At 73.2% G+C, this 23805-nt stretch carries 19 protein-coding genes; 13 read left to right on the top strand and 6 right to left on the bottom strand.

Annotated elements, in window-relative coordinates; translation table 11 throughout:
- The first annotated feature begins 16 nt into the window (after positions 1-16).
- The 4 genes from AB0B20_RS25085 (at position 17) to AB0B20_RS25070 (ending at position 5103) form a co-directional block, all read left to right on the top strand.
- Positions 17-175: a hypothetical protein gene (locus AB0B20_RS25085; RefSeq protein ID WP_354871788.1), complete on the top strand. Its 159-nt coding sequence runs from the start codon at positions 17-19 to the stop codon at positions 173-175.
- Positions 172-1587, top strand: a complete 1416-nt coding sequence (locus tag AB0B20_RS25080) for a methyltransferase domain-containing protein (protein ID WP_357384121.1) — start codon at positions 172-174, stop codon at positions 1585-1587. The genes AB0B20_RS25085 and AB0B20_RS25080 overlap by 4 nt, the downstream gene beginning before the upstream one ends.
- Positions 1580-3643, top strand: coding sequence for a sulfatase-like hydrolase/transferase (locus AB0B20_RS25075; protein ID WP_357384123.1), 2064 nt, complete (start codon positions 1580-1582; stop codon positions 3641-3643). Before AB0B20_RS25080 ends, AB0B20_RS25075 begins: the two co-directional genes overlap by 8 nt.
- Positions 3644-3819: 176 nt before the next feature.
- Positions 3820-5103: a citrate synthase gene (locus tag AB0B20_RS25070; RefSeq protein WP_357384125.1), complete on the top strand. Its 1284-nt coding sequence runs from the start codon at positions 3820-3822 to the stop codon at positions 5101-5103.
- 177 nt (positions 5104-5280) lie between these two features.
- Here AB0B20_RS25070 and AB0B20_RS25065 read toward each other — a convergent pair whose 3' ends face one another.
- On the bottom strand, positions 5281-6678 hold the full coding sequence (locus AB0B20_RS25065) for a glycosyltransferase family 4 protein (RefSeq protein ID WP_357473921.1): 1398 nt from the start codon (positions 6676-6678) through the stop codon (positions 5281-5283).
- A 315-nt stretch (positions 6679-6993) separates the two neighbouring features.
- Here AB0B20_RS25065 and glgX point away from each other — a divergent pair, with 315 nt between their 5' ends.
- The 3 genes from glgX to treZ are packed head-to-tail and all read left to right on the top strand — an operon-like array spanning position 6994 to position 13148.
- Positions 6994-9114, top strand: a complete 2121-nt coding sequence (gene glgX, locus AB0B20_RS25060; protein ID WP_357384129.1) for a glycogen debranching protein GlgX — start codon at positions 6994-6996, stop codon at positions 9112-9114.
- Between the two features lie 3 nt (positions 9115-9117).
- Complete coding sequence (treY, locus tag AB0B20_RS25055) at positions 9118-11418, top strand: malto-oligosyltrehalose synthase (protein ID WP_357473918.1); 2301 nt, start codon at positions 9118-9120, stop codon at positions 11416-11418.
- Complete coding sequence (gene treZ / locus AB0B20_RS25050; protein WP_357384133.1) at positions 11415-13148, top strand: malto-oligosyltrehalose trehalohydrolase; 1734 nt, start codon at positions 11415-11417, stop codon at positions 13146-13148. The genes treY and treZ overlap by 4 nt, the downstream gene beginning before the upstream one ends.
- Positions 13149-13152: 4 nt before the next feature.
- On the opposite strand, the gene AB0B20_RS25045 is transcribed toward treZ, so the two are convergent.
- Positions 13153-15978, bottom strand: coding sequence for a BTAD domain-containing putative transcriptional regulator (locus AB0B20_RS25045; protein ID WP_357473915.1), 2826 nt, complete (start codon positions 15976-15978; stop codon positions 13153-13155).
- Between the two features lie 123 nt (positions 15979-16101).
- Entirely contained in the window at positions 16102-16722 is a 621-nt protein-coding gene (locus AB0B20_RS25040) for a hemolysin (RefSeq protein WP_357384137.1), read from the bottom strand.
- A gap of 147 nt (positions 16723-16869) precedes the next feature.
- On the opposite strand from AB0B20_RS25040, the gene AB0B20_RS25035 reads away from it, so the two are divergent.
- Complete coding sequence (locus tag AB0B20_RS25035; RefSeq protein ID WP_357384139.1) at positions 16870-17517, top strand: maleylpyruvate isomerase family mycothiol-dependent enzyme; 648 nt, start codon at positions 16870-16872, stop codon at positions 17515-17517.
- Positions 17518-17655: 138 nt separating this feature from the next.
- Here AB0B20_RS25035 and map read toward each other — a convergent pair whose 3' ends face one another.
- Positions 17656-18429, bottom strand: a complete 774-nt coding sequence (gene map / locus AB0B20_RS25030) for a type I methionyl aminopeptidase (protein ID WP_357473912.1) — start codon at positions 18427-18429, stop codon at positions 17656-17658.
- A gap of 66 nt (positions 18430-18495) precedes the next feature.
- On the opposite strand from map, the gene AB0B20_RS25025 reads away from it, so the two are divergent.
- The 4 genes from AB0B20_RS25025 to bla all read left to right on the top strand — a co-directional run bounded on the left by AB0B20_RS25025 (position 18496) and on the right by bla (position 21009).
- Positions 18496-18786 carry a helix-turn-helix transcriptional regulator gene (locus AB0B20_RS25025; RefSeq protein ID WP_357384143.1) on the top strand — a complete coding sequence of 97 codons (291 nt, stop codon included), beginning with the start codon at positions 18496-18498 and terminating at the stop codon, positions 18784-18786.
- Between the two features lie 47 nt (positions 18787-18833).
- Entirely contained in the window at positions 18834-19439 is a 606-nt protein-coding gene (locus AB0B20_RS25020) for a DUF6518 family protein (protein ID WP_357384145.1), read from the top strand.
- A gap of 15 nt (positions 19440-19454) precedes the next feature.
- Positions 19455-20012 (top strand): dihydrofolate reductase family protein, encoded by a 558-nt coding sequence (locus AB0B20_RS25015; RefSeq protein ID WP_357384147.1) that lies wholly within the window; start codon positions 19455-19457, stop codon positions 20010-20012.
- Between the two features lie 76 nt (positions 20013-20088).
- Positions 20089-21009 (top strand): class A beta-lactamase, encoded by a 921-nt coding sequence (gene bla / locus AB0B20_RS25010; protein WP_357473909.1) that lies wholly within the window; start codon positions 20089-20091, stop codon positions 21007-21009.
- Positions 21010-21021: 12 nt separating this feature from the next.
- Here bla and AB0B20_RS25005 read toward each other — a convergent pair whose 3' ends face one another.
- Complete coding sequence (locus tag AB0B20_RS25005; protein ID WP_357384151.1) at positions 21022-22500, bottom strand: glutamate--cysteine ligase; 1479 nt, start codon at positions 22498-22500, stop codon at positions 21022-21024.
- Between the two features lie 184 nt (positions 22501-22684).
- Here AB0B20_RS25005 and AB0B20_RS25000 point away from each other — a divergent pair, with 184 nt between their 5' ends.
- Positions 22685-23026, top strand: coding sequence for a DUF3817 domain-containing protein (locus AB0B20_RS25000; protein ID WP_357384153.1), 342 nt, complete (start codon positions 22685-22687; stop codon positions 23024-23026).
- A gap of 96 nt (positions 23027-23122) precedes the next feature.
- On the opposite strand, the gene AB0B20_RS24995 is transcribed toward AB0B20_RS25000, so the two are convergent.
- Positions 23123-23671: a hypothetical protein gene (locus AB0B20_RS24995; protein WP_357384287.1), complete on the bottom strand. Its 549-nt coding sequence runs from the start codon at positions 23669-23671 to the stop codon at positions 23123-23125.
- Positions 23672-23805: the final 134 nt, after the last annotated feature.

Raw genomic sequence — 23805 nt, 5'->3', positions numbered from 1 at the left:
CGGAAGGAAAGCAGCCGTGACGCATCTGGCCTACCTGGACGCGGGATCCGGCAGTCTCATCGTGCAGGCGGTGGTCGGCGGGGTGGCCGGGGTGGCCGTGGCCGCCAAGCTCTACTGGCGTCGCCTGACGTCCCGGTTCCGGCGTCAGCCCACCGACCAGGGCCCGGCGGCGTGACGATCCCCGACACCGGCGTCCGCGTCGAACCCGGATCCTTCCGCGACCCCGGCAACCGGGTGTTCCACCGGGGCGAAGAGGTGCTGCGCGGGCTCGACGAGCGCTCCACCCGCGACTGGCGGGCGCTGTCGGTCACCGACTTCTTCCGGCGGGCCACTGCCCGGGGACAGATCGTCGGCACCGAGGAGCTGACCCCGACCCCTGTCGACGCGCCCTGGACCACGATGCTGCGGCACGAGCGGATCCCGTTCGTCTCGCACCCGTACGAGTGGTCGTCAGCAATGCTGCGCGACGCCGCGCTGCTGCACCTGGACGTGCTGCGGGCCGCCCTGGAAGCCGGCTTCACCACGAAGGACGGCTCCGCCTACAACGTGCAGTGGCGCGGCGCGCGGCCGGTCTTCATCGACGTCGGCTCGTTCGAGGCGCTGCGTGACGGCGAACCCTGGGCCGGCTACCGGCAGTTCTGCCAGACGCTGCTCTACCCGCTGCTCATCCAGGCCCACCTCGGGCTGGACTTCCAGCCGTTCCTGCGCGCCCGCGTCGACGGCGTCGAACCGGACCAGATGCGCCGGCTGTTCGGCGGCACCCGGCGCTGGCGGGCCGGCGTGCCCACCCACGTGCACCTGCACGGGGCCATGCAGGCCCGCAACTCCGCCGCGAGCACCACCGACGTCCGCGCCCAGCTGCGCGCCGCCGGGTTCTCCCGCGAGCTGGCCCTGACCACGGTACGCGGACTGACGAAGCTGGTCCGCCGCCTCGACCACCGGCCCGGCGGCAGCCACTGGTCGGACTACCAGCGCACCTGCGCGTACTCGGTGCCGGACCGCCAGGCCAAGGAGGAGTTCGTCGACCGGGCGGTGGCCGCCGTCGGTGGCGGCTCGGCGCTGGATCTGGGCGCCAACGACGGCCGGTACGCCCGTATCGCCGCCCGGCACGCCGCGCACGTCGTCGCCGTCGAGCAGGACCCCGCGGTCGTCGACACGCTCTACCGCGCGCTGCGCGACGAGGGCGAGACACGGATCCTGCCGCTGGTGATGGACCTGGCCGACCCGTCGCCGGGCGGCGGCTGGCGCGGCGTCGAGCGGGCCGCGTTCGCCGACCGGGCCCGCGCGGACACCGTCCTGGCCCTGGCCGTCGTGCACCACCTCGCGATCGGGCGCAACGTGCCGCTGCCCGAGGTGCTCGACCAGCTCACCGCGCTCACCGCCACCGGCGGCAGCCTGGTGGTGGAGTTCGTCCACCCGGACGACCCGATGGCCCGTCGGCTGCTGGCCAACAAGCCCGACGGCCTGTTCCCGGACTACCGGCGCGACGCCTTCGAGACGCTGCTCGCCCGCCGGGGCCGGGTGGTCGCCCGCACCGAGCTGCCCTCCGGCACCCGCACGCTCTACCAGGTGGTGGTGGGTGGCTGAGGACACCCTCGCACCACCCCGGGACCACGCCGCCGTCCAGGTCCGGCGGGAACGCCGGCAGTGGTGGCGGGCCGAGGCGGCCCGGCTGGCCGAGGTGGTGGCGCTGGCCGGGCTGGTGGTCACCCAGCCGCTGCTCGACGTGCTCGGCCGCAGCCCCGACTTCTTCCTGTTCCACCGCGCCTCCCGGACCGACGTGCTGCTGCTTGTCGCCCTGATCACGCTCGCGCCGACGATGGTGCTCGCGCTGCTGGGCGCGCTGGCGCTGCTCGGCACGCTCGCGCTGCCCGCCGGGCGTCTCATCCGGGCCGCCGTGCACTCCGCGTTCGTGGGCCTGCTGCTCGCCGCGCTGGCGGTCCAGGTCGGCCGGCACGTCACGCCGCTTCGGGGCGTACCCCTGCTCGTCGTCGCCGGTGTGGCCGGTGCCGCCGGGGTGGCCGCGCACCGGCGGTGGCGGGCCCTCCGGCGGGTGCTGCGGGTGGCCGCCGCCGGGCCGCTGGTGTTCGTCGGGTTGTTCCTGTTCGCCTCGCCCGCCTCGGCGGTGGTGCTGCCGCGCGGCGAGGGCGGCGCGGCCGGTGTGGCCGGCGCGGGCGCGCACCCGCCGGTGGTCATGATCGTGCTGGACGAGCTGCCGCTGGTGTCCCTGCTCGGCCCGGACGGACGGATCGACGCCACCCGCTACCCGAACTTCGCGGCGCTGGCCGGCGGGTCGACGTGGTACCGCAACGCCACCGGCGTCAGCGGCTGGACGCCCTACGCGCTGCCCGCGATGCTCACCGGACGCTACCCGGAGCGGGGCGTGGCGCCGCACTACTCGCAGTACCCGGACAACCTGTTCACCGCGCTCGGCGGCCTCTACCGGATCAAGGCCGAGGAGAGCATCACCCGGCTCTGCCCGCCGAGCCGCTGCGAGCAGGCCACCACCCCGGAACAGGGGCTCGGCGTGCTGGTCCGGGAGAGCGGCAGGCTGCTGGGCCGGATCGCCGCGCCGGTGGACAGCCGGATCGACCCCGAGGACTCCTACCGCGAGCGGACCGCCGCCGAGGCCGGGCTGGACGCCGCCGAGCCGGTGCCTGACGACCCGAAGTTCCGCTGGGACACGCTCGACGACAACCAGCCGGCCCGGTTCACCTCGTTCCTGGCCGGGCTGCGCCCCGACAGCCGGCCCACGCTGCACTTCCTGCACCTGCTGATGCCGCACTCGCCGTGGGCGTACCTGCCGTCCGGGGCGCACTACACGGCGCCGGAGGACCTGCCGAACGACGGCGCCGGCTGGGTCGACCTGGCCCGTGCCCGGCACCTGGCCCAGCTCGGCTACACCGACCGGCTGATCGGCGAGACGCTGCGGACGCTGCGCGCCTCCGGCCTCTACGACAAGGCGCTGGTGGTGGTCACCGCCGACCACGGGGTGAGCTTCCGCCGCGACTGGCAGGGGCGGGGGATGGACGCCATCGACCACGCGGCGAACGAGGTGGCCTGGGTGCCGATGTTCGTCAAGGAGCCCGGCCAGCGCGCCGGACGCGTGGACGACCGCAACTGGGAGCACGTCGACCTGCTGCCCACCATCGCCGACGAGACGCACATGCGGGTGCCCTGGCGGATGGACGGCCGGTCGGCCAAGGCGGCCCCGCGCGAGCGGGCCGACAAACGCTTCTACGACCGCCCCGGCCAGCCGGTCACCGTCACCGGCGGTGTGCCCGCCCCGCTCCCGCCGCTTCCCGTCGACCCGCTCGTCGGCACCCGGGTCGGTGACGTACCGGTCGGCGGGACCGCCACGGTCGCGAACCGGGACGCATTCGACGCTGTCGACCCGGCCCGTGGCGGGCTGCCCGCGCTGGTCTGGGGCACCGTGCCGGACGGCGTACCCGACGGCACCCGGCTCGCCGTGGCGGTCAACGGGACGGTCGGCGCGGTGGTGCCCGTGGTGCCGCCGGACGCCGGTGGGCGGCGGTTCGCGGCACTGCTCGCCGACGACCGTCTCTTCGCCGCCGGAGCCAACCGGCTCGACCTCTACCGGGTCGGTGACGGCGGGACGCTGCGGCGGCTCACGCTGTCGTGACGGACCTCCCGAACGTGCCCATGGCCGCGCTCCCAACCGGTTTCCGAACCGGCTGGCCGGGAAACAGGTGACGCACACCTCACCCTCAAACCATGACGAGCGGTGTTCTCCGCGCCGTGATTACGGTAGAAGCGAAGGCAATTCAACGAAGATCTTGCCGGCGAAGCGAGGAACAGATGACGGAAGTCAAGCTCGACCACCCCGGTGGGCAGCTGTCGATGCCGGTGCAGTCCGCGGTTGAGGGCCCCGCCGGGATCGGGGTGAGCAAGCTGCTCAAGGAAACCGGGATGACCACGTACGACCCCGGTTTCGTGAACACCGCGTCCTGCTCGTCCGCCATCACCTACATCGACGGTGATGCCGGCATCCTGCGGTACCGGGGTTACCCGATCGACCAGCTGGCCGAGAAGTCCTCCTTCCTGGAGGTCTCCTACCTGCTGATCTACGGCGAGCTGCCGTCCCAGACGCAGCTCACCGACTTCAGCGAGCGGATCCGGCGGCACTCGCTGCTGCACGAGGAGATGCGCCGCTTCTTCGACGGCTTCCCCCGCGACGCGCACCCGATGGCCGTGCTCTCCTCGGCCGTCAGCGCCATCTCCACCTTCTACCAGGACAGCCTGGACCCGTTCGACTCCGAGCACGTGGAGATGTCCACGGTGCGCCTGATGGCGAAGGTTCCCACCATCGCCTCGTACGCGTACAAGAAGTCGATCGGGCAGCCGCTGCTGTACCCGGACAACTCGCTGGGCTACGTCGAGAACTTCCTGCGCATGACGTTCGGCGTACCGGCCGAGCCGTACGAGGTCGACCCGGTGGTCGCCCGGGTGCTGGACATGCTGTTCATCCTGCACGCCGACCACGAGCAGAACTGCTCCACCTCGACCGTGCGGCTGGTCGGCTCCAGCAACGCCAACCTGTTCGCCTCGGTCTCGGCCGGCGTGAACGCGCTGTTCGGGCCGCTGCACGGCGGCGCCAACCAGGCCGTGCTGGAGATGCTCCAGAAGATCCAGGCCGACGGCGGCGACGTCCGCTCCTTCGTGCAGAAGGTGAAGGACAAGCAGGACGGCGTGAAGCTGATGGGCTTCGGGCACCGGGTCTACAAGAACTACGACCCGCGCGCCGCCATCGTGAAGAAGGCCGCCCAGGACGTGCTCGGCCGGATGGCCAAGCCGGACCCACTGCTGGACCTCGCGGTGCAGCTGGAGGAGATCGCGCTCGCCGACGACTTCTTCGTGTCCCGGCGGCTCTACCCGAACGTGGACTTCTACACCGGCCTGATCTACAAGGCCATGGGCTTCCCGACGAAGATGTTCACGGTGCTGTTCGCGCTCGGCCGGCTGCCCGGCTGGATCGCGCAGTGGCGCGAGATGATCAACGACCCGGAGACGAAGATCGGCCGCCCGCGGCAGATCTACACCGGTGCCGCCGAGCGGGACTACGTCCCCGCCGCCCAGCGCTGAGGTGCAAGGAAGGGCCCCTTCTTAACGCCTCCGGTAGAGGAGGGGCCCCCTTTTAACACGCGGACGACGAAGGCCGCCGACCCTGCTCGGGTCGGCGGCCTTCGTCCTGTGCACCGGGGTGCGGGGCGTTAACAAGGTGCCCTTCCTCTACCCGGGGCGTTAAGAGGGGGCCCTTCCTTACCGCAGGCCGGCGGCGGTGAGGAGGTTGCCCTCGGGGAGGGCCGGCACTGGGTGGCCGTGGGCCATGCGGTGCTGGGCGCGGGCGGCGGTGAACGCGGGGTCGCCGGCGATGGCGGCGGCGTACGCGGCGGCCGTGCGGGACGCGATGGCCGCCCAGCCGTACTGCTCGTGCACCATGGCGCGGGCCCGACGGGCGAGCGCGCGGGCGTGGTCCCGGTCGGACAGCAGCGTGTGCACCGCCTCGGCCAGCCCGTCCGGGTCGTGCGGGGCGAATGTCATCCCGGTGACGCCCGGCTCGACGATCTCGGCCAGCCCGCCGGTACGGGCGACGGCGAGCGGCGCGCCCGCGGCGGCCCCCTCCAGCGCGACCATGCCGAACGGCTCGTAGATGCTCGGCACCGCGAAGCAGTCCGAGGCGGCCATCACGGCGGGCAGCTCGGTGCCGCCGAGGAACCCGGGCATGCTCACAGTGCCGCCGAGCCCGAGGCGGTGCACCTCGCGCTCCAGGTCGGCCTTGTACGGCCCGTCGCCGACGATCACCGCGCGCAGGCCGGGGTGCCGGTCGCGCAGCCGGGGCAGCCCGGCCAGCAGGTGCTGCACGCCCTTCTCGTACACCAGGCGGCCGGCGAACGTCACAAGCGGGCCGTCGGCGGCGAACCGGGCCCGCGCGGCGGCGACCGCCGAGGCGGGCACCCGCCAGCGGTGCGGCTCGACGCCGTTGGGCACCACGTCCACCCGGGCCGCGTCCACCCCGAACAGCGCGCCCACCTCGTCGCGCATGTAGCCGGAGCAGACGATCACCCGGCCGGACTCGCCGGCCAGCCAGTGCTCGACACCGTGGATGGTGCGGTTCATCTCCTCCGGCAGCCAGCCCTGGTGCCGGCCCGCCTCGGTGGCGTGGATGGTGCTGACCAGCGGCACGTCCAGGTGCTCGCGCAGCGTCATCGCGGTGTGCGCGACGAGCCAGTCGTGGGCGTGGATGACGTCGTACGAGCCGGACTCGGTGGCACGCAGGGCGGCCCGGGTGAGCGTGTGGTTGAAGGCCATGGTCCAGGCCAGCAGCGAGCCTGTGGCGAGCGGGAACCGGACCGGGTCCTCGGCGGCGCGGACGACGCGTACGCCGTCGGCGTACTCCTCCAGGGGAGCGCCCTCGGCGTGGCGGGTGACGACTGTGACCTCGTGCCCGGCGGCGGCCAGCGCCACTGACAGCGCGTGCACGTGGCGGCCGAGCCCGCCGACGAGCACCGGCGGGTACTCCCACGACAGCATCAGGATGCGCCGGGACCGGGGCGCGGACCCGACCGGCGACGGGGGCGCCGGGCGGGAGGTGAGGGTGGGCCGGTGGAGCCGGTCCGTCGCGGTGGCGGGCTGCGCGCCGACCCGCAGAGTGGTCACGTGGATCTCCGTCCATGCATGGTGAGGCACGCCGGCTTCGGTGGCGGCGTCGAGCGATGGTGAGGGGTGGCCGAACGGCCGGGCGGGCCCGCGGGCGCAGGTCCGGATCCAGGAAAGTCCATCCGCGGCCGGCGCGCATCTCGAAAGGGGCGATCGTGACGGATGACACCCGAACGTCTATCCGTTCTCAGGAGGGTGGATTCGGTTACGGTCCGAACGGATGGATTGGTCGTGGCGACGACTGGGCATCACCGGCGTGCGCATCGGCGGTCTCCCCTGTCCGGTGCGCTCACGATCATGGGCCGAAGGAGCGACATGCAGGTCTGGCCGGGCGAGAGCTACCCCCTCGGCGCCACGTACGACGGGATGGGCACCAACTTCGCGATCTTCTCCGAGGTGGCGGAGAAGATCGAGCTCTGCCTGTTCGACGAGTGGGACATCGGCACCGAGCGCCGGGTGGAGCTGCGCGAGGTCGACGCGTACGTCTGGCACGCCTACATCCCCGGCGTCGAGCCCGGCCAGCGCTACGGCTACCGCGTGCACGGGCCGTGGAACCCGGCCGAAGGGCTGCGCTGCAACCCGCACAAGCTGCTGCTCGACCCGTACGCGAAGGCGGTCGACGGGGAGGTCACCTGGCACCCGTCGGTCTACGACTACGAGGTCGGCGGCGACCCGGACCGGATGAACACCGTCGACTCGGCGCCGTACATGCCGAAGTCGGTGGTGGTGAACCCGTACTTCGACTGGGGCAACGACCGGCCGCCGCGCACCCCGTACCACCACTCGGTGATCTACGAGGCGCACGTGCGCGGGCTGACCATGCGCCACCCGGGCATCCCGGAGGAGCTGCGCGGCACGTACGCGGCGATCGCCTCACCGGTGATGATCGAGCACTTCAAGCGGCTCGGCGTGACGGCTGTGGAGCTGATGCCGGTGCACGAGTTCGTGCACGACCACCGCCTGGCCGACCTGGGGCTGCGCAACTACTGGGGCTACAACACCATCGGCTTCTTCGCCCCGCACCACGGCTACTCCGCGCTGGGCCGCCTCGGCCAGCAGGTGCAGGAGTTCCGGGGCATGGTCAAGGCGCTGCACGCCGCCGGCATCGAGGTCATCCTCGACGTGGTCTACAACCACACCGCCGAGGGCAACCACCTCGGGCCGTCGCTGAGCTTCAAGGGCATCGACACACCCAGCTACTACCGGCTCTCCGAGTCCGACCGGCGCTACTTCGTCGACTACACCGGCACCGGCAACAGCCTCAACGTGCGCAGCCCGCACTCGCTGCAACTGATCATGGATTCGCTGCGCTACTGGGTGACCGAGATGCACGTCGACGGCTTCCGGTTCGACCTGGCGGCCACGCTGGCCCGCGAGTTCTACGAGGTGGACCGGCTGTCCACGTTCTTCGAGGTGGTGCAGCAGGACCCGGTGGTCGGCCGGGTCAAGCTCATCGCCGAGCCGTGGGACGTCGGCCCCGGCGGCTACCAGGTCGGCAACTTCCCGCCGCAGTGGACCGAGTGGAACGGAAAATACCGCGACACGGTCCGTGACTTCTGGCGCGGCGAGCCGGCCACGCTCGCCGAGTTCGCCTCCCGCATCTCCGGCTCGGCCGACCTCTACCAGGACGACGGCCGACGCCCGTTCCACAGCATCAACTTCGTCACCTGCCACGACGGGTTCACGCTCACCGACCTGGTCTCCTACAACGACAAGCACAACGAGGCCAACGGCGAGGACAACCGGGACGGCGAGAGCCACAACCGGTCCTGGAACTGCGGCGTCGAGGGGGAGACCGACGACCCGGGCGTACGCGCGCTGCGTGCCCGGCAGCGGCGCAACTTCCTGGCCACGCTGATGCTGTCCCAGGGCGTGCCGATGCTCGGCCACGGCGACGAGCTGGGCCGCACCCAGCGCGGCAACAACAACGCCTACTGCCAGGACAGCGAGATCGCCTGGGTCGACTGGGACCGGGCCGACGACGAGCTGCTGGACTTCGTCCGCCGGCTCACCGACTTCCGCAACCGGCACCAGGTGTTTCGCCGCCGCCGGTTCTTCACCGGCCTGCCGGTGGGCGGCCGGGCCACCGGTTCCGGGCTGCCGGACCTGGCCTGGTACACCCCGGACGGCCGGGAGATGACCGGCGAGGACTGGGGCAACGACTTCGGGCGTTCGGTGGCCCTGTTCGTCAACGGCGACGGCATCGGCGAGCGCGGTCAGTACGGCCAGCGCCACCGGGACGACTCGTTCCTGCTGCTGTTCAACGCGCACGACGCGCCGCTGGACTTCACGCTGCCGGGCGAGGAGTTCGGCAGCGGGTGGGAACTGGTGATCAGCACCGCGGAACCCGACCCGGAGAAGACGACGCTCGTCGAGGCGGGCGGCACGGTCTGCGTGCCGGACCGCTCGCTGCTGGTCCTGGAGAGGACGGCCTGACCGATGCCCGACACCCCTCGCTCGACCTACCGGGTCCAGGTGCGGCCCGGCTTCGACCTGGACACCACCGCCGAGCTGACGGGCTACCTCGCCGCGCTCGGCGTCACCCACCTCTACACCGCGCCCCTGCTCACCGCCACCCCTGGCTCCACGCACGGCTACGACGTGGTCGACCACCGCGCGGTCAACCCGCAGCTGGGCGGCGAGGCCGCGCGGGCGCGGCTGGTCCGGGCGCTGCGCGCGGCCGGGCTGGGCCTGGTCGTGGACATCGTGCCCAACCACGCCGGGGTGGCCCGGCCGGAGGCCAACCCGGCCTGGTGGGACGTGCTGCGGCGGGGACGCGACTCGGCGTACGCGCGCTGGTTCGACATCGACTGGGACCGCGGGCGGCTGCTGCTGCCGGTGCTCGCCGACACCGCCGACGCGCTCGACGACCTCAAACTCGTCGGCGGGGAGCTGCGCTACCACGAGCACCGCTTCCCGGTCGCCGACGGCACCGGCGACGGCACGCCCCGCCAGGTGCACGACCGGCAGCACTACGAGCTGGTGAACTGGCGGCGCGGCGACGCCGAACTGACGTACCGCCGGTTCTTCGCCGTGTCCGACCTGGCCGGCCTGCGGGTGGAGGACCCGGAGGTGTTCGACGCCACCCACGCGGAGATCCTGCGCTGGGTCGACGCCGGGGAGGTCGACGGCATCCGCGTCGACCACCCGGACGGGCTGCGCGACCCGGCCGGCTACTTCGCCCGGTTGCGCGCCGCCGCGCCCGGGAGCTGGCTGGTGGTGGAGAAGATCCTGGAGTACGGCGAGGACCTCCCGGACTGGCCGGTCGACGGCACCACCGGCTACGACGCGCTGGCCGCCGTGTCCGGGTTGTTCGTCGACCCGGACGCCGAGGCCGACTTCACCGCGCTGGACGGCCGCCTCACCGGGCGGCACACCTCGTGGGAGGACCTGACGCACGCCACCAAGCTGGAGGCCGCCACCCGGCTGCTCGCCGCCGAGCTGACCCGGCTGGCCGCGCTCGTGCCCGAGGTGCCCGGCGAGCAGGTCCGCGCCGCCCTGGCCGAACTGGCCGCGTGCTTCCCGGTCTACCGCGGCTACCCGCCCTCCGGCGCCCGGCACCTGGCCGCCGCCCGCAGCGAGGCAGGCCGCCGCCGTCCCGACCTGACCGGCGTGCTGGACGCGGTCACCGCCCGGCTACGCGACCCCGGACACGAGCTGGCCGCCCGGTTCCCGCAGCTCACCGGCGCGGTGATGGCCAAGGGCGTGGAGGACACCGCCTACTACAGGTGGAGCCGGTTCGTCGCCCTCAACGAGGTCGGCGGCAGCCCGGCCCACTTCGGCGTGCCAGCGGCCGAGCTGCACCGCTTCGCCGCCGCCCGGCACGTGCGCTGGCCGGCGAGCATGACCGCGCTCTCCACCCACGACACCAAACGCGGCGAGGACGTCCGCGCCCGCCTCGCGGTGCTGTCCGAGCTGCCCGGCCGCTGGGCCGAGCGGGTCGCCGACTGGATGTCCCGGGCGCCGCTGGCCGACCCCGCGCTGGCCCACCTGCTCTGGCAGACCGCCGTCGGGGCGTGGCCGATCGAACGGGACCGGCTGCACGGGTACGCCGAGAAGGCCGCCCGGGAGGCGTCGGTCGCCACGAGCTGGGCCGATCCGGACCCGACCTTCGAGCACGAGCTGCACGCCCTGGTCGACCGGATGTACGACGACCCGGAACTGCACGCGCAGATCACCGCGTTCGCCGCCGAGATCACCCCGCCCGGCTGGTCGAACGCGCTCGGGCAGAAGCTGGTGCAGCTCGCCATGCCCGGCGTGCCGGACGTCTACCAGGGCACCGAACTGTGGGAGAACTCGCTCGTCGATCCGGACAACAGGCGGCCGGTCGACTTCGCCGTACGCCGGGACCTGCTGGCCCGGCTCGACGCCGGCTGGCGGCCCGCGGTGGCCGCCGACGGCGCGGCCAAGCTGCTCGTGGTGTCCCGGACGCTGCGGTTGCGCCGAGACCGCCCGGACCTGTTCGGCGGCTACCGGCCGGTGCCGGCGCGCGGCCCGGCCGCCGCGCACGCGGTGGCCTTCGACAGGGGCGGCGCGGTGGCGGTGGCGACCCGGCTGCCGCTGCGGCTGGCCCGCTCCGGCGGCTGGCGGGACACGGCGGTGTCACTTCCCGTTCACGAGTGCACCGACTTGTTCACCGGACGGGTCTACAGTGGTTCTGAGCTGCTCCTGGATGATCTGCTGAGCACCTACCCCGTCGCCCTCCTCGCACCCACCGACTCTGTGGAGGCCGCCGCATGACCGAGTTCACGGTATGGGCGCCCGAGGCCACCCGGATGCGGCTGCGCCTGCCCGGCGTCGCCGACCACGAGATGCGTCAGGGGCCGGACGGCTGGTGGCGGGCCGAGGTGCCCGACGCCGGGCCGGGCACCGACTACGCGTTCCTGCTCGACGACGACGAGCAGGCCCTGCCCGACCCCCGCTCGGCCTGGCAGCCGGCCGGGGTGCACGGGCCCAGCCGGCTCTACGACCACGCCGCGTTCGCCTGGACCGACGCCGGCTGGACCGGCCGGCAACTGCCCGGCAGCGTGCTGTACGAGCTGCACATCGGCACGTTCACCCTCCAGGGCACGTTCGACGGGGCGATCGCGAAGCTCGACCACCTGGTCGACCTCGGCGTGGACATGGTCGAGCTGCTGCCCGTCAACGCGTTCAACGGCGAGTACAACTGGGGTTACGACGGCGTCTGCTGGTACGCCCCGCACGAGCCGTACGGCGGACCGGACGGCCTGAAACGGTTCGTCGACGCCGCCCACGCCAAGGGCCTGGGGGTGATCCTCGACGTCGTCTACAACCATTTCGGGCCCTCCGGGGCCTACGCGCCGCGATTCGCGCCGTACCTCACCGAGCAGAGCAACACCTGGGGACGCACCGTCAACCTGGACGGCCCGCACTCCGACGGGGTACGCCGCTACATCGCCGACAGCGTGCTGGGCTGGCTGCGCGACTACCACGTCGACGGGCTGCGGCTGGACGCCGTGCACGCCATGCCGGACGGCCGGGCCGTGCACTGGCTGGAGGAGGTCGCCGCCGAGGTCGAGGCGCTGTCGGCGCACCTGGGCCGGCCGCTGTCGCTGATCGCCGAGAGCGACCTCAACGACCCGCGCCTGATCACGCCCCGCGAGGCGGGCGGGTACGGCCTGCACGCCCAGTGGAACGACGACGCCCACCACGCGCTGCACACGCTGCTCACCGGCGAGCGGCAGGGCTACTACGGCGACTTCGGCTCCCTGGAATGCCTCACCGACGTGCTGACCGGCGGGTTCTTCCACGCCGGCACCTGGTCCAGCTTCCGGGGCCGCAGTCACGGCCGCCCGGTCGACAGGCAGCGCACGCCCGGCCACCGCTTCGTGGCGTACCTGCAGAACCACGACCAGATCGGCAACCGGGCCACCGGCGACCGGATCTCCGCCACGCTCTCGCCCGGCCTGCTGCGCGTCGGCGCGACGCTACTGATGACCGCGCCGTTCACGCCGATGCTGTTCATGGGGGAGGAGTGGGCCGCCGCCACGCCGTGGCAGTTCTTCACCAGCCATCCCGAGCCGGAACTGGCCGCGGCGGTCGCCACCGGCCGCCGGCGGGAGTTCGCCGACCACGGCTGGGCCACCGACGACGTGCCCGACCCGCAGGACCCGCAGACGTTCCTGCGGTCCCGGCTGGACTGGGCCGAGCTGGACAAGCCCGAACACCGCGAGACGTACGACCTCTACCGGCGGCTGATCGCGCTGCGCCGCTCCCGGGCCGACCTGTCCGACCCCCGGCTGGACCGGGTCGACGTCCGTCACGGCGACCGGTTCCTGGTGATGCGGCGCGGCGACACGCTCGTGGTGGCGAACCTGGCCGACCGGGCGCAGCGGATCAACCTGCCCGGTGTGGTACGCCGCGTGCTGCTCACCACCTCCGAGGGCGTCACGGTGATGCGCGACGGCATCGAGCTGCCGCCCGAGTCGGCAGCCATCGCGGCGCTCTGACCGCTCACCGGTGAAGTTTGCGCCGTACCGCCTCGGCGTCGGCGTGACCGAGCTCCTCGTACAGCGCGAGTGACCGCCGCCAGGCGTCCCGGGCCGCGTCCGCCCGCCCGGCCGCGGCCCATGTGTCGCCGAGGTGGTCCAGCACGATGCCTTCGGCGTGCCGGTCACCGATCCCGGCGAACAGGGCGAGGGCCTGCTGGTAGCAGTCCACGGCGTGCTCGTACTCGCCCAGGTGGTGGTGGGCGAAGCCGATGCTGTCCCACGTGTTCGCCTGCCCGTACGCGCTCCCTGCCTGCTCGGACAGGGCGAGCGCGCGGCGGCAGAAGGTGATCGCGTCGTGGTGCTCGCCGAGCTGCGAGTGGTACCAGCCGATCGCGTTGAGCGCGACCGCCTGCTTGAGCGGGCTGCCGACCCGTTCGTAGAGGGCGAGACTTCGCCGCGCGTGCGGCAGGGCCTCCCGGGGCTGCCGCTGCCGGTCGTGCAGCATGCTGAGGTCGAAGTGGGTGTGCGCCCGCCCCTCGTCGTCGCCCAGCGCGGCGAACAGATCCAGCGCGGCGAGCAGGTTGCGCTGCGCCTCGGCGTACCGGCCGAGGTTGGAGCAGGCCCCGGCCAGGAGCCGGTGCGCCTGGGCCTGGGCCGGGCGGTCGCCGGACCGCCGGGTCGACTCGACCGCCCGGCGGGCCACCGCGGCCCAGTCGTGCCAGTGGCCCTGCCTGTCGAAGTAGGTCGCCAGGGTCCACGAGAGCTGACCGGTGGCGACGTCGAGGCCGGCGCCGGCGGCGTACTCGATGGTCGCGAGGAGCACCTGATGTTCGCCGGTGAACCAGGCCAGCGCCGCCGCCAGGTCGTCGAGCCGTTCGGCGGTCACCCCCGGCGCGGCGGGGGCCAGGGTCAGCGGATCGCGCTGCGGGGACAGCAACAGCGCGGCCGCGTGCGCGGTGTGCAGGTGGTGGTCGACCAGCCGGCGCAACGCGGACCGGGAACCGGCCGGGTCGCCTCTCGCCCGCTCGACCGCGAAGCTCCGGACCAGGTCGTGCATGCGGTACCGGCCGGCGACGTGTTCCTGCACCAGGTGCGCGTCGAGCAGTTCGCGCAGCGGCCGGCGCAGCTCGTCGGGCGTACGGGCGGTCAGGCTGGCCGCCGCGGCCCGGCCGATGTCCGGGCCCGGGGCGAGGCCGAGCAGCGCGAACACCTCGGCCGCAGCCGGGGTGAGCGCCGCCAGCGATCGGGACAGCACCACCCGCAGGTTCGTCGTCACCTCGTCGCCGGCCAGCACGTCCAGCGGGCTGACCGCTGTGGTCAGCTCGGCCGCGACGGACGACAGGGCCAGTTCGGGGTTGAGTGCGGCGCGGGCCGCCACGATCCCGAGCGCCAGGGGCAGACCCCCGCAGAACCGCAGGATGTCCGCGACGGCGTCCGGCTGTCCCGCCACCCGCGTGGCGCCCACCTGCCGGACGATCAGCTCGCGGGCCTCGTCGTCGGGCAGCACGTCCAGCGGCAGCGGTCGCGCGCCGTGGGTGGTGACGAGACCGGCCAGCTGCCGTCGGCTGGTCACCAGGACCGCGCTCGTGGGGGTGCCGGGCAGCAGCGGGATCACCGTGGCGGCGTCGCGGGCGTCGTCGAGGACCACCAGCAGCCGGCGGCCGGCGACGAGCGTGCGGTACAGCGACGCCCGGGCCTCCGGATCGGCCGGGACACGCGCCGGCTCGACGCCGAGCGCCTCGAGGAAGCCGCGCACCGCGACCGGCCACCCCACCGGGTCCGAGGTCGGGTCGAAGCCGCGCAGGTTGACGTAGAGCTGCCCGTCGGGGAAGCGATCGGCGTTGGCGTGCGCCCACCGCAGGGCGAGCCAGGTCTTGCCGACACCACCGCCGCCACCGATGGACGAGATCACCACCGGGGGCGCGGCGCCGTCCGGGCGTCCCGCGTCGCCGAGTTGTTCGTCGAGGCGCGCGAGCTGGGCGGTCCGGCCGGCGAAGACGCCTGGTGACGCGGGTAGCTGCCGGGGCACGGTGCCCCCACCCCGTGCCGTGCCGGTCGGGCCGGTGGCCGTCGCGCTCGGTTCTTCGCCGCCCGCCGGCTCCGGCGGTGCGACCGCCGTGTCGGCGGTGAGGATCTGCTGGTAGAGCTGTGCCAGCGGCGGGCTGGGGTCGGCGCCGATCTCGGCGGCCAGCCGGCGGCGCAGCCGGTGGAAGTGTTCGAGGGCGTCCGCCTGCCGCCCGCACCGGTACAACGCGAGCATCGCCTGCGCCGCGAGGCGCTCGTCCCACGGGTGCCGGCCGCTCAGATCCAGCAGGTCGGGGAGAAGGCGGGCGTGCGCGCCCCGGCGCAGCGCGATGTCGTTGCGGTCCAGCGCGGCCGCGAGCCGCTGCCGGTCGAGGGTCTGCCGGTAGGCCGTCAGCCACGGCGTGGTCAGCCCGTCGAACGCGTCGCCGCGCCAGAGCCCCAGCGCCCGCTCCAGGCAGCCGATCGCCGTCGCGTCGTCCGCGGCGCGCCGGGCCCGCTCGGTCAGCGCGCGGAAGCGGTGCAGATCGACGCGGTCCGGATCGACGGCGAGCAGGTAGCCGGGATGGCGCCGGACGATACGGACCTCGTCGGCGCCGGCCAGCGCCTGCCGCAGCCGGGACAGGTAACCACGCAGCGTGGCGGCGGCCCCGTCCGGCACCTCGTCGCCCCAGACCCGGTTGATGAGCTGTCCGGTCGGGACGACACGGTTGGGCTCGACCAGAAGAGCGGCGAGGACGCACTGCTGACGGGCGTGACCGATCCGGACCGTCCGGCCGTCGACCCGGACGTCCAGGTCGCCGAGCACCCGGAACTCCACCGCCACGGGCTGTCACGGTAGCCGCGTGCGGTCATGGTCGGACCGGGCTTGACGACGATCCGACAGGCGGGGGCGCGACGGTGCGCGGGGCCCGTTCTCCGAGCCCCGCGCACCGCCGTGCCGACGGGATCACGGGCAGTTGACCACGATTTCCACACTGGGCCGGCAGTCGTCGAACACCACGTCCGGGCCGCCGTCACCGTCGTCCACGCCGGGACCGCCGACCAGGGTGTCCCCGCCCTTGTCGCCGAAGAGGTGGTCGTCGTTGCTGCCGCCGTCCACGCGGTCGTTGCCGTCCAGGGCGCTGGGCCCGATGAACCGGTCCCCGTGGATGGTGTCGGCGCCGCCGTCGCCGTGGAGGTTGTCGTCACCCAGGTCGCCCCAGATGTCGTCGCCGTTCAGCCCGCCGTAGACGATGTCGTCGCCGGTGTTGGCCTTGATGTCGTCGTTGCCGGCGAGGCCGCAGATGATGTCGTCGTAGACGCTTCCGACGATGACGTCGCGAAGGGTCGTGCCGATGATGAACTCCGGGCCGTTGGTGTTGGGGCTGACGTAGCGCCCTCCGGCGACGACGTACACCGTGGTGTACCCGGCCGGCACGGGCGCCCCGGAGTACGGGCCGCAGTCGGCGGGGACCACATAGGCCGCCGACGCCGGGGTGGCGCCGCCGGCCAGGCCCGCGGCGGCCAGGCCGAGCGCCCCGATCACCGAAGCGACGGTACGCGGGGTGAAGAGGTGATTGTGTGACATGACGCTTCTCCTTGCGGTTGTTGTGTACGAGAAGCGTCACCGGCGAGCGTTCAGCGGACGTGCAGCAAACGTGCAACCGGGGCGGGGAGCGGTGAGTTCGTCCGGGGGGCGTGGTTCCATCTCTGACGACCCGACCCTGGAGGCTTCATGTCCGACACGCTGACCCGCCGTGAGCTGTGGGCGCTCGCGCACGCCGAGCGCGCCGCACTCGCCGACGACCTCGCCGGACTCGACGCGGCTCAGTGGGCGCGGCGCTCGCTGTGCGGCCGGTGGACGGTGCAGGAGGTGGTCGCGCACCTGACCGCGGCGGCGAGCGTCGGCCGCGCCCGCTGGGTCGCCAGCGTGGTCGGCGCCCGGTTCGACTTCGACCTGCACAACGACCGCCGGCTGGCCGAGCACCGGGGCGCCGGCCCGGGGGAGACGCTCGACCGGTTCCGCCGGATCATCGGCAGCACCACGTCGACGTTCGGCCCGACCGAGGCGTGGCTCGGTGAGGTGGTCGTGCACGCCCAGGACATCCGGCGTCCGCTCGGCCTGGCAGGGACGCCCTCGGTCGAGGCGGTCACGCCGGTCGCCCGGTTCTACGCCGGGCGGGACTTCACAGTGAACGGTCGCAGCGCCATCGACGGCCTGCGGGTGGAGGCGACCGACGGGCCGTTCACCGCCGGCACCGGTCCGTTGGTCAGCGGCACCACCCTCGCGCTGACGATGGCGATGGCCGGGCGGGCCGCCTATTGCGACGACCTCACCGGGCCGGGCGTGCAGACGCTGCGGGAACGCTGCACGCCTGCCTGACGACGGCCGGCGGCGTCGGGAACGCGGGAGAGCCGCCGGTCGGGTGCTTGCGGCGGGTCCGGTCGGCGCGGCGGATCCCGATCACCGCGGGCGAGACCGATCGGCGCGGGCAGGGTGCCAGGGCGTCGGCGGCCCGGGTCACGACCTCGGCAGTGTCAGGATCTCCGCGCCGTCGTCGGTGATGGCGATGGTGTGCTCGCTGTGCGCGGTGCGGCAGCCGGTCGCGCTGCGCAGCGTCCACCCGTCGGCGTCGGTGACCAGCGTGGCGGTGTCCGCCATCACCCACGGTTCCAGCGCCAGCAGCAGCCCGGGGCGCAGCGGGTAGCCGCGCCCGGGCCGGCCGGTGTTCGACACGTGCGGGTCCTGGTGCATGGTCGAGCCGACACCGTGACCGCCGAACTCGGTGTTGACCGAGTAGCCGGCTTCGGTGAGGACCGAGCCGATGGCGTACGAGAGGTCGCCGACGCGCGCGCCGGGACGGGCCGCGGCGATCCCGGCGCGCAGCGCCCGCTCGGTGGCGTCGATCAGCGCGACGCTCTCCGCGGGCCGGGCCTCGCCGACGAGGAAGCTGATCGCGGAGTCGGCCACCACCCCGCCCAGCGAGACGGCCAGGTCGAGGCTGAGCAGGTCGCCGTCGGCGAGCGCGTAGTCGTGCGGCAGCCCGTGCAGCACCGCGTCGTTCACCGAGGTGCAGATGTAGTGGCCGAACGGTCCGCGCCCGAACGACGGCTCGTAGTCGACGTAGCAGGACTGCGCCCCGGCCTCGGTGATCATGCGCTGTGCCTGCCTGTCGATGTCGAGCAGGTTCGTGCCGACGGTGGTGCGGCTGCGCAGCGTCCGCAGGATGTGGGCGACCAGGGCGCCGGTGTCCCGCGCCCGCCGTACGTCGGTGGGGCTCAGGATCTCGATCATGCGGGCGCCTTCCTCGCGCGACCAATAAGTATCCCGGTCATGTTATCCCGGTATTAGAATCCTGGCATGGTCCGGTTGCCCCTCACCCCCGCCGAGGTCGAGCGCGGGCAGCGTCTGGGCGCGCTCCTGCGCCGTGCCCGTGGGGAGCGCTCGATGCTGCTCACCGCGCTCGACGCCGGCGTGTCGCCGGAGACGCTCCGGAAGATCGAGTCCGGCCGGGTCGCCACGCCCGCGTTCCCCACCATCGCGGCCATCGCCGACGTCCTCGGTCTCTCCCTCGACGAGGTGTGGTCCGAGATCAACCGATCCGACGCCGCGGTGCGTCTCGCGCCGTCCGAGCGGCGGCTGGCCTCGTAGGGCCGCCCCGTCGACGGGGGAGCATACCGAGTATGTATGCTCCCGGCATGCCACCCTCGCGTCGCGCCGTCACCCTCGTCGTCCCCGTCGCCGGATTCCTGCTCGGCTTCCTGGACTTCGTCTGGATCAAGTGGGTGCCGTACCCGTTCGCCGAACTCGGCAACTCCACAGCCACCTGGGCCGTGGCCGCGTTCGCGCTGGGCTGGTGGATCCGGTCGGGCGCGGTACGCGCCGCCGTCGCCGCCAGCATCCTGCTGATCGTCGCGGTGCCCAGCTACTACCTGGCGGCGACGCTGCTCCAGGGCGACGACCTCGCGATGATCTGGGCGCTCACCTCGTTCGTCTGGATGGCTTTCGGCGTGGTGGCGGGCGTGGTGTTCGGTGTCGCCGGGATCTGGGCGCGGACCGACGGGTGGCGGCGCGTCGTGGGGGTCGCGCTGCCGGTGGCCGTGTTCGTCGAGGAGGCGCTGCGGTTCGCGCTGAAGTCCGGGTCCTATCCCGGAGCCTGGTGGAACGTGGCGATCGACCTCGGACTCGCCGCGTTGCTGGTGGTGCTGATCGGCCGGTCCGCCCGGGTGCGGCTGCTGGCCGCCGCCACGGCGCTCCCGCTGGCCGCGCTCGGCGCGCTCACGTTCACCGTCGTCGCCGGCTGACTAGACTCGCAGGCCATGGGATCGCTCGTCTTCAGCCTCAACCTCACACTGGACGGTTGCGTCGACCACCGGGAGGGGGTCGTCGACGACGAGTCGCACGCCTATTTCACCCGCCTCATGGACGAGTGCGGGGCGGTGCTGTGGGGTCGCGTCACCTACGAGTTGATGGAGGCCTACTGGCCGGCCGTCGCCCGCGGCGACCGGGAGGCGGCGCCGGCGATGCGTGAGTGGGCGGCCAAGCTGGAGGCCAAACCCAAAGTCGTGGTGTCGGCGACGCGCACGGACTTCCCGTGGGCCAACAGCCACCACATCGCCGGCGACCTGCGCGAAGGGGTGCGGAAGCTGAAGGACGCGACCCCGGCCGGCGTCCTTCTCGGAAGCGGCGGGCTCGCGGCCGAGCTCGACCGGCTGGACCTGATCGACGAGTACAGGCTGCTCATCCATCCCCGGATCGCCGGTCACGGCCCGACGCTGTACGAGGACGGGCTGCCCGGCACACGCCGGCTCGAACTGCTCTCGGCGCAGCCGTTCCGCAGCGGCGTGGTGGCCATGCACTACCGCCGCGCGTGCTGACCCACCGGAGTCCGTCGCCGTCAGTTCGCCATCGGCCGCGACCGGTGACGACGACGCCCGGCCGGGGGAGAGGCCGATGAGGCGACGGCAGGCGATCGCGGCGGTGCTCACGACGGCTCTGGCGGCCGGCTGCACGACGGACCGGCCCGCCCCCGCGCCCCGGACCACCGCGTCGGCCGCATCGACCACCTCGGCGACGCAGAGCCCCTCGCCGGTGCCCGCGCCGCCGGAACTGGCGGCCCTGGAACGGCGCTCCGGCGCCCGGATCGGCGTCTACGCCGTCGACACCGGCACCGGCCGCACCCTGGCGCACCGCGCCGACGAGCGGTTCGCGTACGCGTCGACCTGCAAGGCGCTCGCGGCGGGTGCGATGCTCGCCGCCACGTCCGACGCCGAGCGGGACCGGGTGGTCCGCTACCGGCGCGCCGACCTGGTGGCGCACTCGCCGGTGACCGAACGGCACGTGGACACCGGGATCACGCTGCGGGACGCCGCCGAGGCGGCGGTGCGGTACAGCGACAACACCGCCGGCAACCTGCTGTTCGACGCGCTCGGCGGTCCGGACGGCTTCGCGCGGGCGCTCCGCGACGTGGGCGACCGGGTCACCCGGCCCGCCCGCACCGAGCCGGAGCTGAACGCGGCCACACCGGGCGACGAGCGCGACACCAGCACGCCCCGCGCGCTGGCCGGTTCGCTGCGCGCGTACACGCTGGGTGACGCCCTGCGGCCCGCGGACCGCGACCTGCTGCTGGGCTGGATGCGGGCCAGCACCACCGGGAGTGGCCTGGTCCGGGCCGGCGTGCCGGACGGCTGGCAGGTGGCGGACAAGTCCGGCACCGGCGGGTACGGCACCCGCAACGACATCGCCGTGATCTGGCCGCCCGGCCGGGCGCCGATCGTGCTGGCCGTCCTGTCGAGCCGGGACGGCCGCGACGCGAAGCCCGACGACGCAGTGGTCGCCGAGGCCGCGAAGGCGGCAGTGACGGCGCTGCGCTGACCTCCCGCCCGGTCAGGGGATCGGCCACTCGTGCACCGGCCGGTTGCTGTGCATCAGGTCGACGTAGTGGCGGACCACCTCGCGCAGGGCCGCCGGCCGGTCCATGTGGTCGGCCGACTCCAGCCGGTGCAGCGTCTCCACCTGCCACGTCGCGCCGTTGCGGCCGGTCAGGCAGCGCTGCTCGACGATGCCGAGCAGCCGGTCCCGTTCCGCCGGGTCCAGGCCCCACCGGTCCAGTCCCAGATGGGCCAGCGGCAGCAGCCGGCGCAGCACCAGCTCGGTCACCGGCAGGTAGCCCAGCCCGGGCCAGAACACCTGCGCGTCGATGCCGTGCCGGGCGCAGGCGTGGAAGTTCTCCTCGGCCGCGCTGAAGGACATCTGCGACCACAGCGGACGGTCGGCCTCGGCGAGCGCCCGTACCAGGCCGAAGTAGAACGCGCCGTTGGCGACCGTGTCCAGCACGGTCGGCCCGGCCGGCAGCACGCGGTTCTCCACCCGCAGGTGCGGCCGGCCCTTGGGCGCGTCGTACACCGGGCGGTTCCACCGGTAGACGGTGCCGTTGTGCAGGCGCAGCTCGGCCAGCTTCGGCACCCCGCCGCTGTGCAGCGTGGCCGCCGGGTCCTCCGGGTCGCAGACCGGCAGCAGCGCCGGGAAGTAGCGCACGTTCTCCTCGAACAGGTCGAACACCGAGGTGATCCAGCGCTCGCCGAACCACACCCGCGGGCGTACGCCCTGGGCCTTGATCTCCTCCGCCCGGGTGTCGGTGGCCTGCTGGAACAACGGCACCCGGGTCTCGCGCCACAGTTCCCGGCCGAAGAACAGCGGGGAGTTCGCGCCGAGCGCCACCTGGATGCCGGCTATCGCCTGGGCCGAGTTCCAGTAGTCGGCGAACTGCGCCGGGCTGACCTGGAGGTGGAACTGGGTGCTGGTGCACGCCGCCTCCGGCGTGATCGTGTCGGCGGTGGTGGCCAGCCGCTCGACCCCGCTGATCGCGATCGGCAGGTCCTCCCCGCGGGCGGCGAAGATCTGCTCGTTGAGCAGCGCGTACCGGGGGTTCGCCGACAGCGTCTCGGCGGTCAGGTGCTCGGGACGCAACGTCGGCAGGATCCCGATCATCACCATGTGCGCGCCGACCGTGCGGGCCTTGGACTCGGCGGCGTTCAGGCTGGCCCGCACGTGCTCCTCGAACGCGGCGGTGCCGGTGCCGGCCAGCCGTCGCGGCTCGACGTTGATCTCCACGTTGAACTGGCCCAGCTCGGTCTGGAACGCCGGGTCGGCGATCGCCTCCAGCACGTCGGCGTTGCGCATGGCCGGGTCGAAGCCGTCGTCGACCAGATTCAGCTCGATCTCCACGCCGGTCATCGGCCGCTCCACGTCGAACCGGGACTCGCGCAACATCTCGGCGAACACGTCCAGGCACCGCCGGACCTTCTCGCGGTAGCGGGCCCGATCCTCCCGGCTGAAGGTCCGCACGCCGACGTCCTCGCCCATGGTCACCACCCTGTCACAGTTGGTTCTTCCCAACCTCGCACGGAGCGGCGGATCAGGAAAGGCCCGGGGCCTTTCTGTACCCCGTGTCGGCCCCGGTGACCCCCGTCGCGGCGGCCCGGGTTGCGTCCGGCCGAACCGGTCCGGGCGGCTAGCATGGGCGGCCGACGGCGAAGGGAAGTGGCTGATGCGCGACGGGTGGACCCGGGCGTTCGTGGTGGTGGCGTTCGCCGAGGCGTGCTCCTGGGCGGCGCTGCTGGCCGGCATGGCGGTCAAGTACGGCCCGCCCGGAAACGAGATCGGCGTCAAGATCTTCGGGCCGATCCACGGCGGGCTGTTCGTGCTCTACGGGCTGCTGACGCTCCTGGTGGCCCGCCGGCGCCGCTGGACCCTCGTGCAGACCGGGCTGGCCCTGGCCGCAGCCGTGCCGCCGTTCGCCACAGTGCTGTTCGAGCGCTGGGCGCAGCGCCGGGGCCTGCTCGACACGCCCGCCGCGGCCGAGCGGCCGCTCACTCCCGCCGGTCGCTGAGCGCGGCCGCTCACCCGCGCCGGTCGCTGCGCGCGACAGGCTCCTCGGTGAGGGAGGCGGCGAGCTCCGGGCGGATCACCTGTGCCGCGACACGCCCTACGTGAGCGCCGAGCAGGCGGCCACGCCGAACAGCAGCACGGCACCCAGCGTCGCCTGCAGCAGCAGCGCCGGCCCCAGGTGCGACCAGAGCGTGGCCGTACGCGGGGTCAGCAGTTGCCCGGTGGTCAGGTTGACGATCCGCTCGATCCGCGGCGGCAGGTCCTCGTCGCGCTGCCCCCGCAGCGTGAGCTGGACGTGGTCGCCCGGGTGCAGCGCGCTCTGCGGCAGGTGGCCGTGCAGCTCGACCTCGACGAGCCGGCCGGTGGTGTCGCGTACCCGGACCGGGGTGACCAGGAACTCCGGCCCCTTCTTCAGGTCCTTGAAGCTGCGCCGGGCCCCGCCGCCGCCACTGCTGAGCAACGCGCGCACCACCTTCAGCAGCAGCCCCACCACTCCCGCGGCGGTGAGTACCGCGACCAGCACGGGCTGCCCGACCCGGACCTCCCGGGCATAGCCCTCCAGCAACCGGACCAGACGCCCGGTGACGACGCGTTCCGTCGGGTGGACGACGCGTCGGTCGTACAGCTCCGTGCCCATGTTCACCACCGAGAGTCCCGTTGCGTGCACAGATGGTATCGATCCTTCGGGTTGAACGACGTGAATGAACAGCGGTCACGCCCGGGCCGCCGGCAGGTGAACTCCGCCGGGGCGCGGGTATGCGTGCGGCCGAGCCGGAAAGG

The sequence above is a fragment of the Micromonospora sp. NPDC049151 genome (genome assembly GCF_040648395.1).
In the GTDB taxonomy this organism is placed as follows: Bacteria; Actinomycetota; Actinomycetes; order Mycobacteriales; family Micromonosporaceae; genus Micromonospora.
The sequence above is the reverse complement of the archived record's forward strand: the minus strand, read 5'-3'. Positions and strand labels throughout refer to the sequence as shown.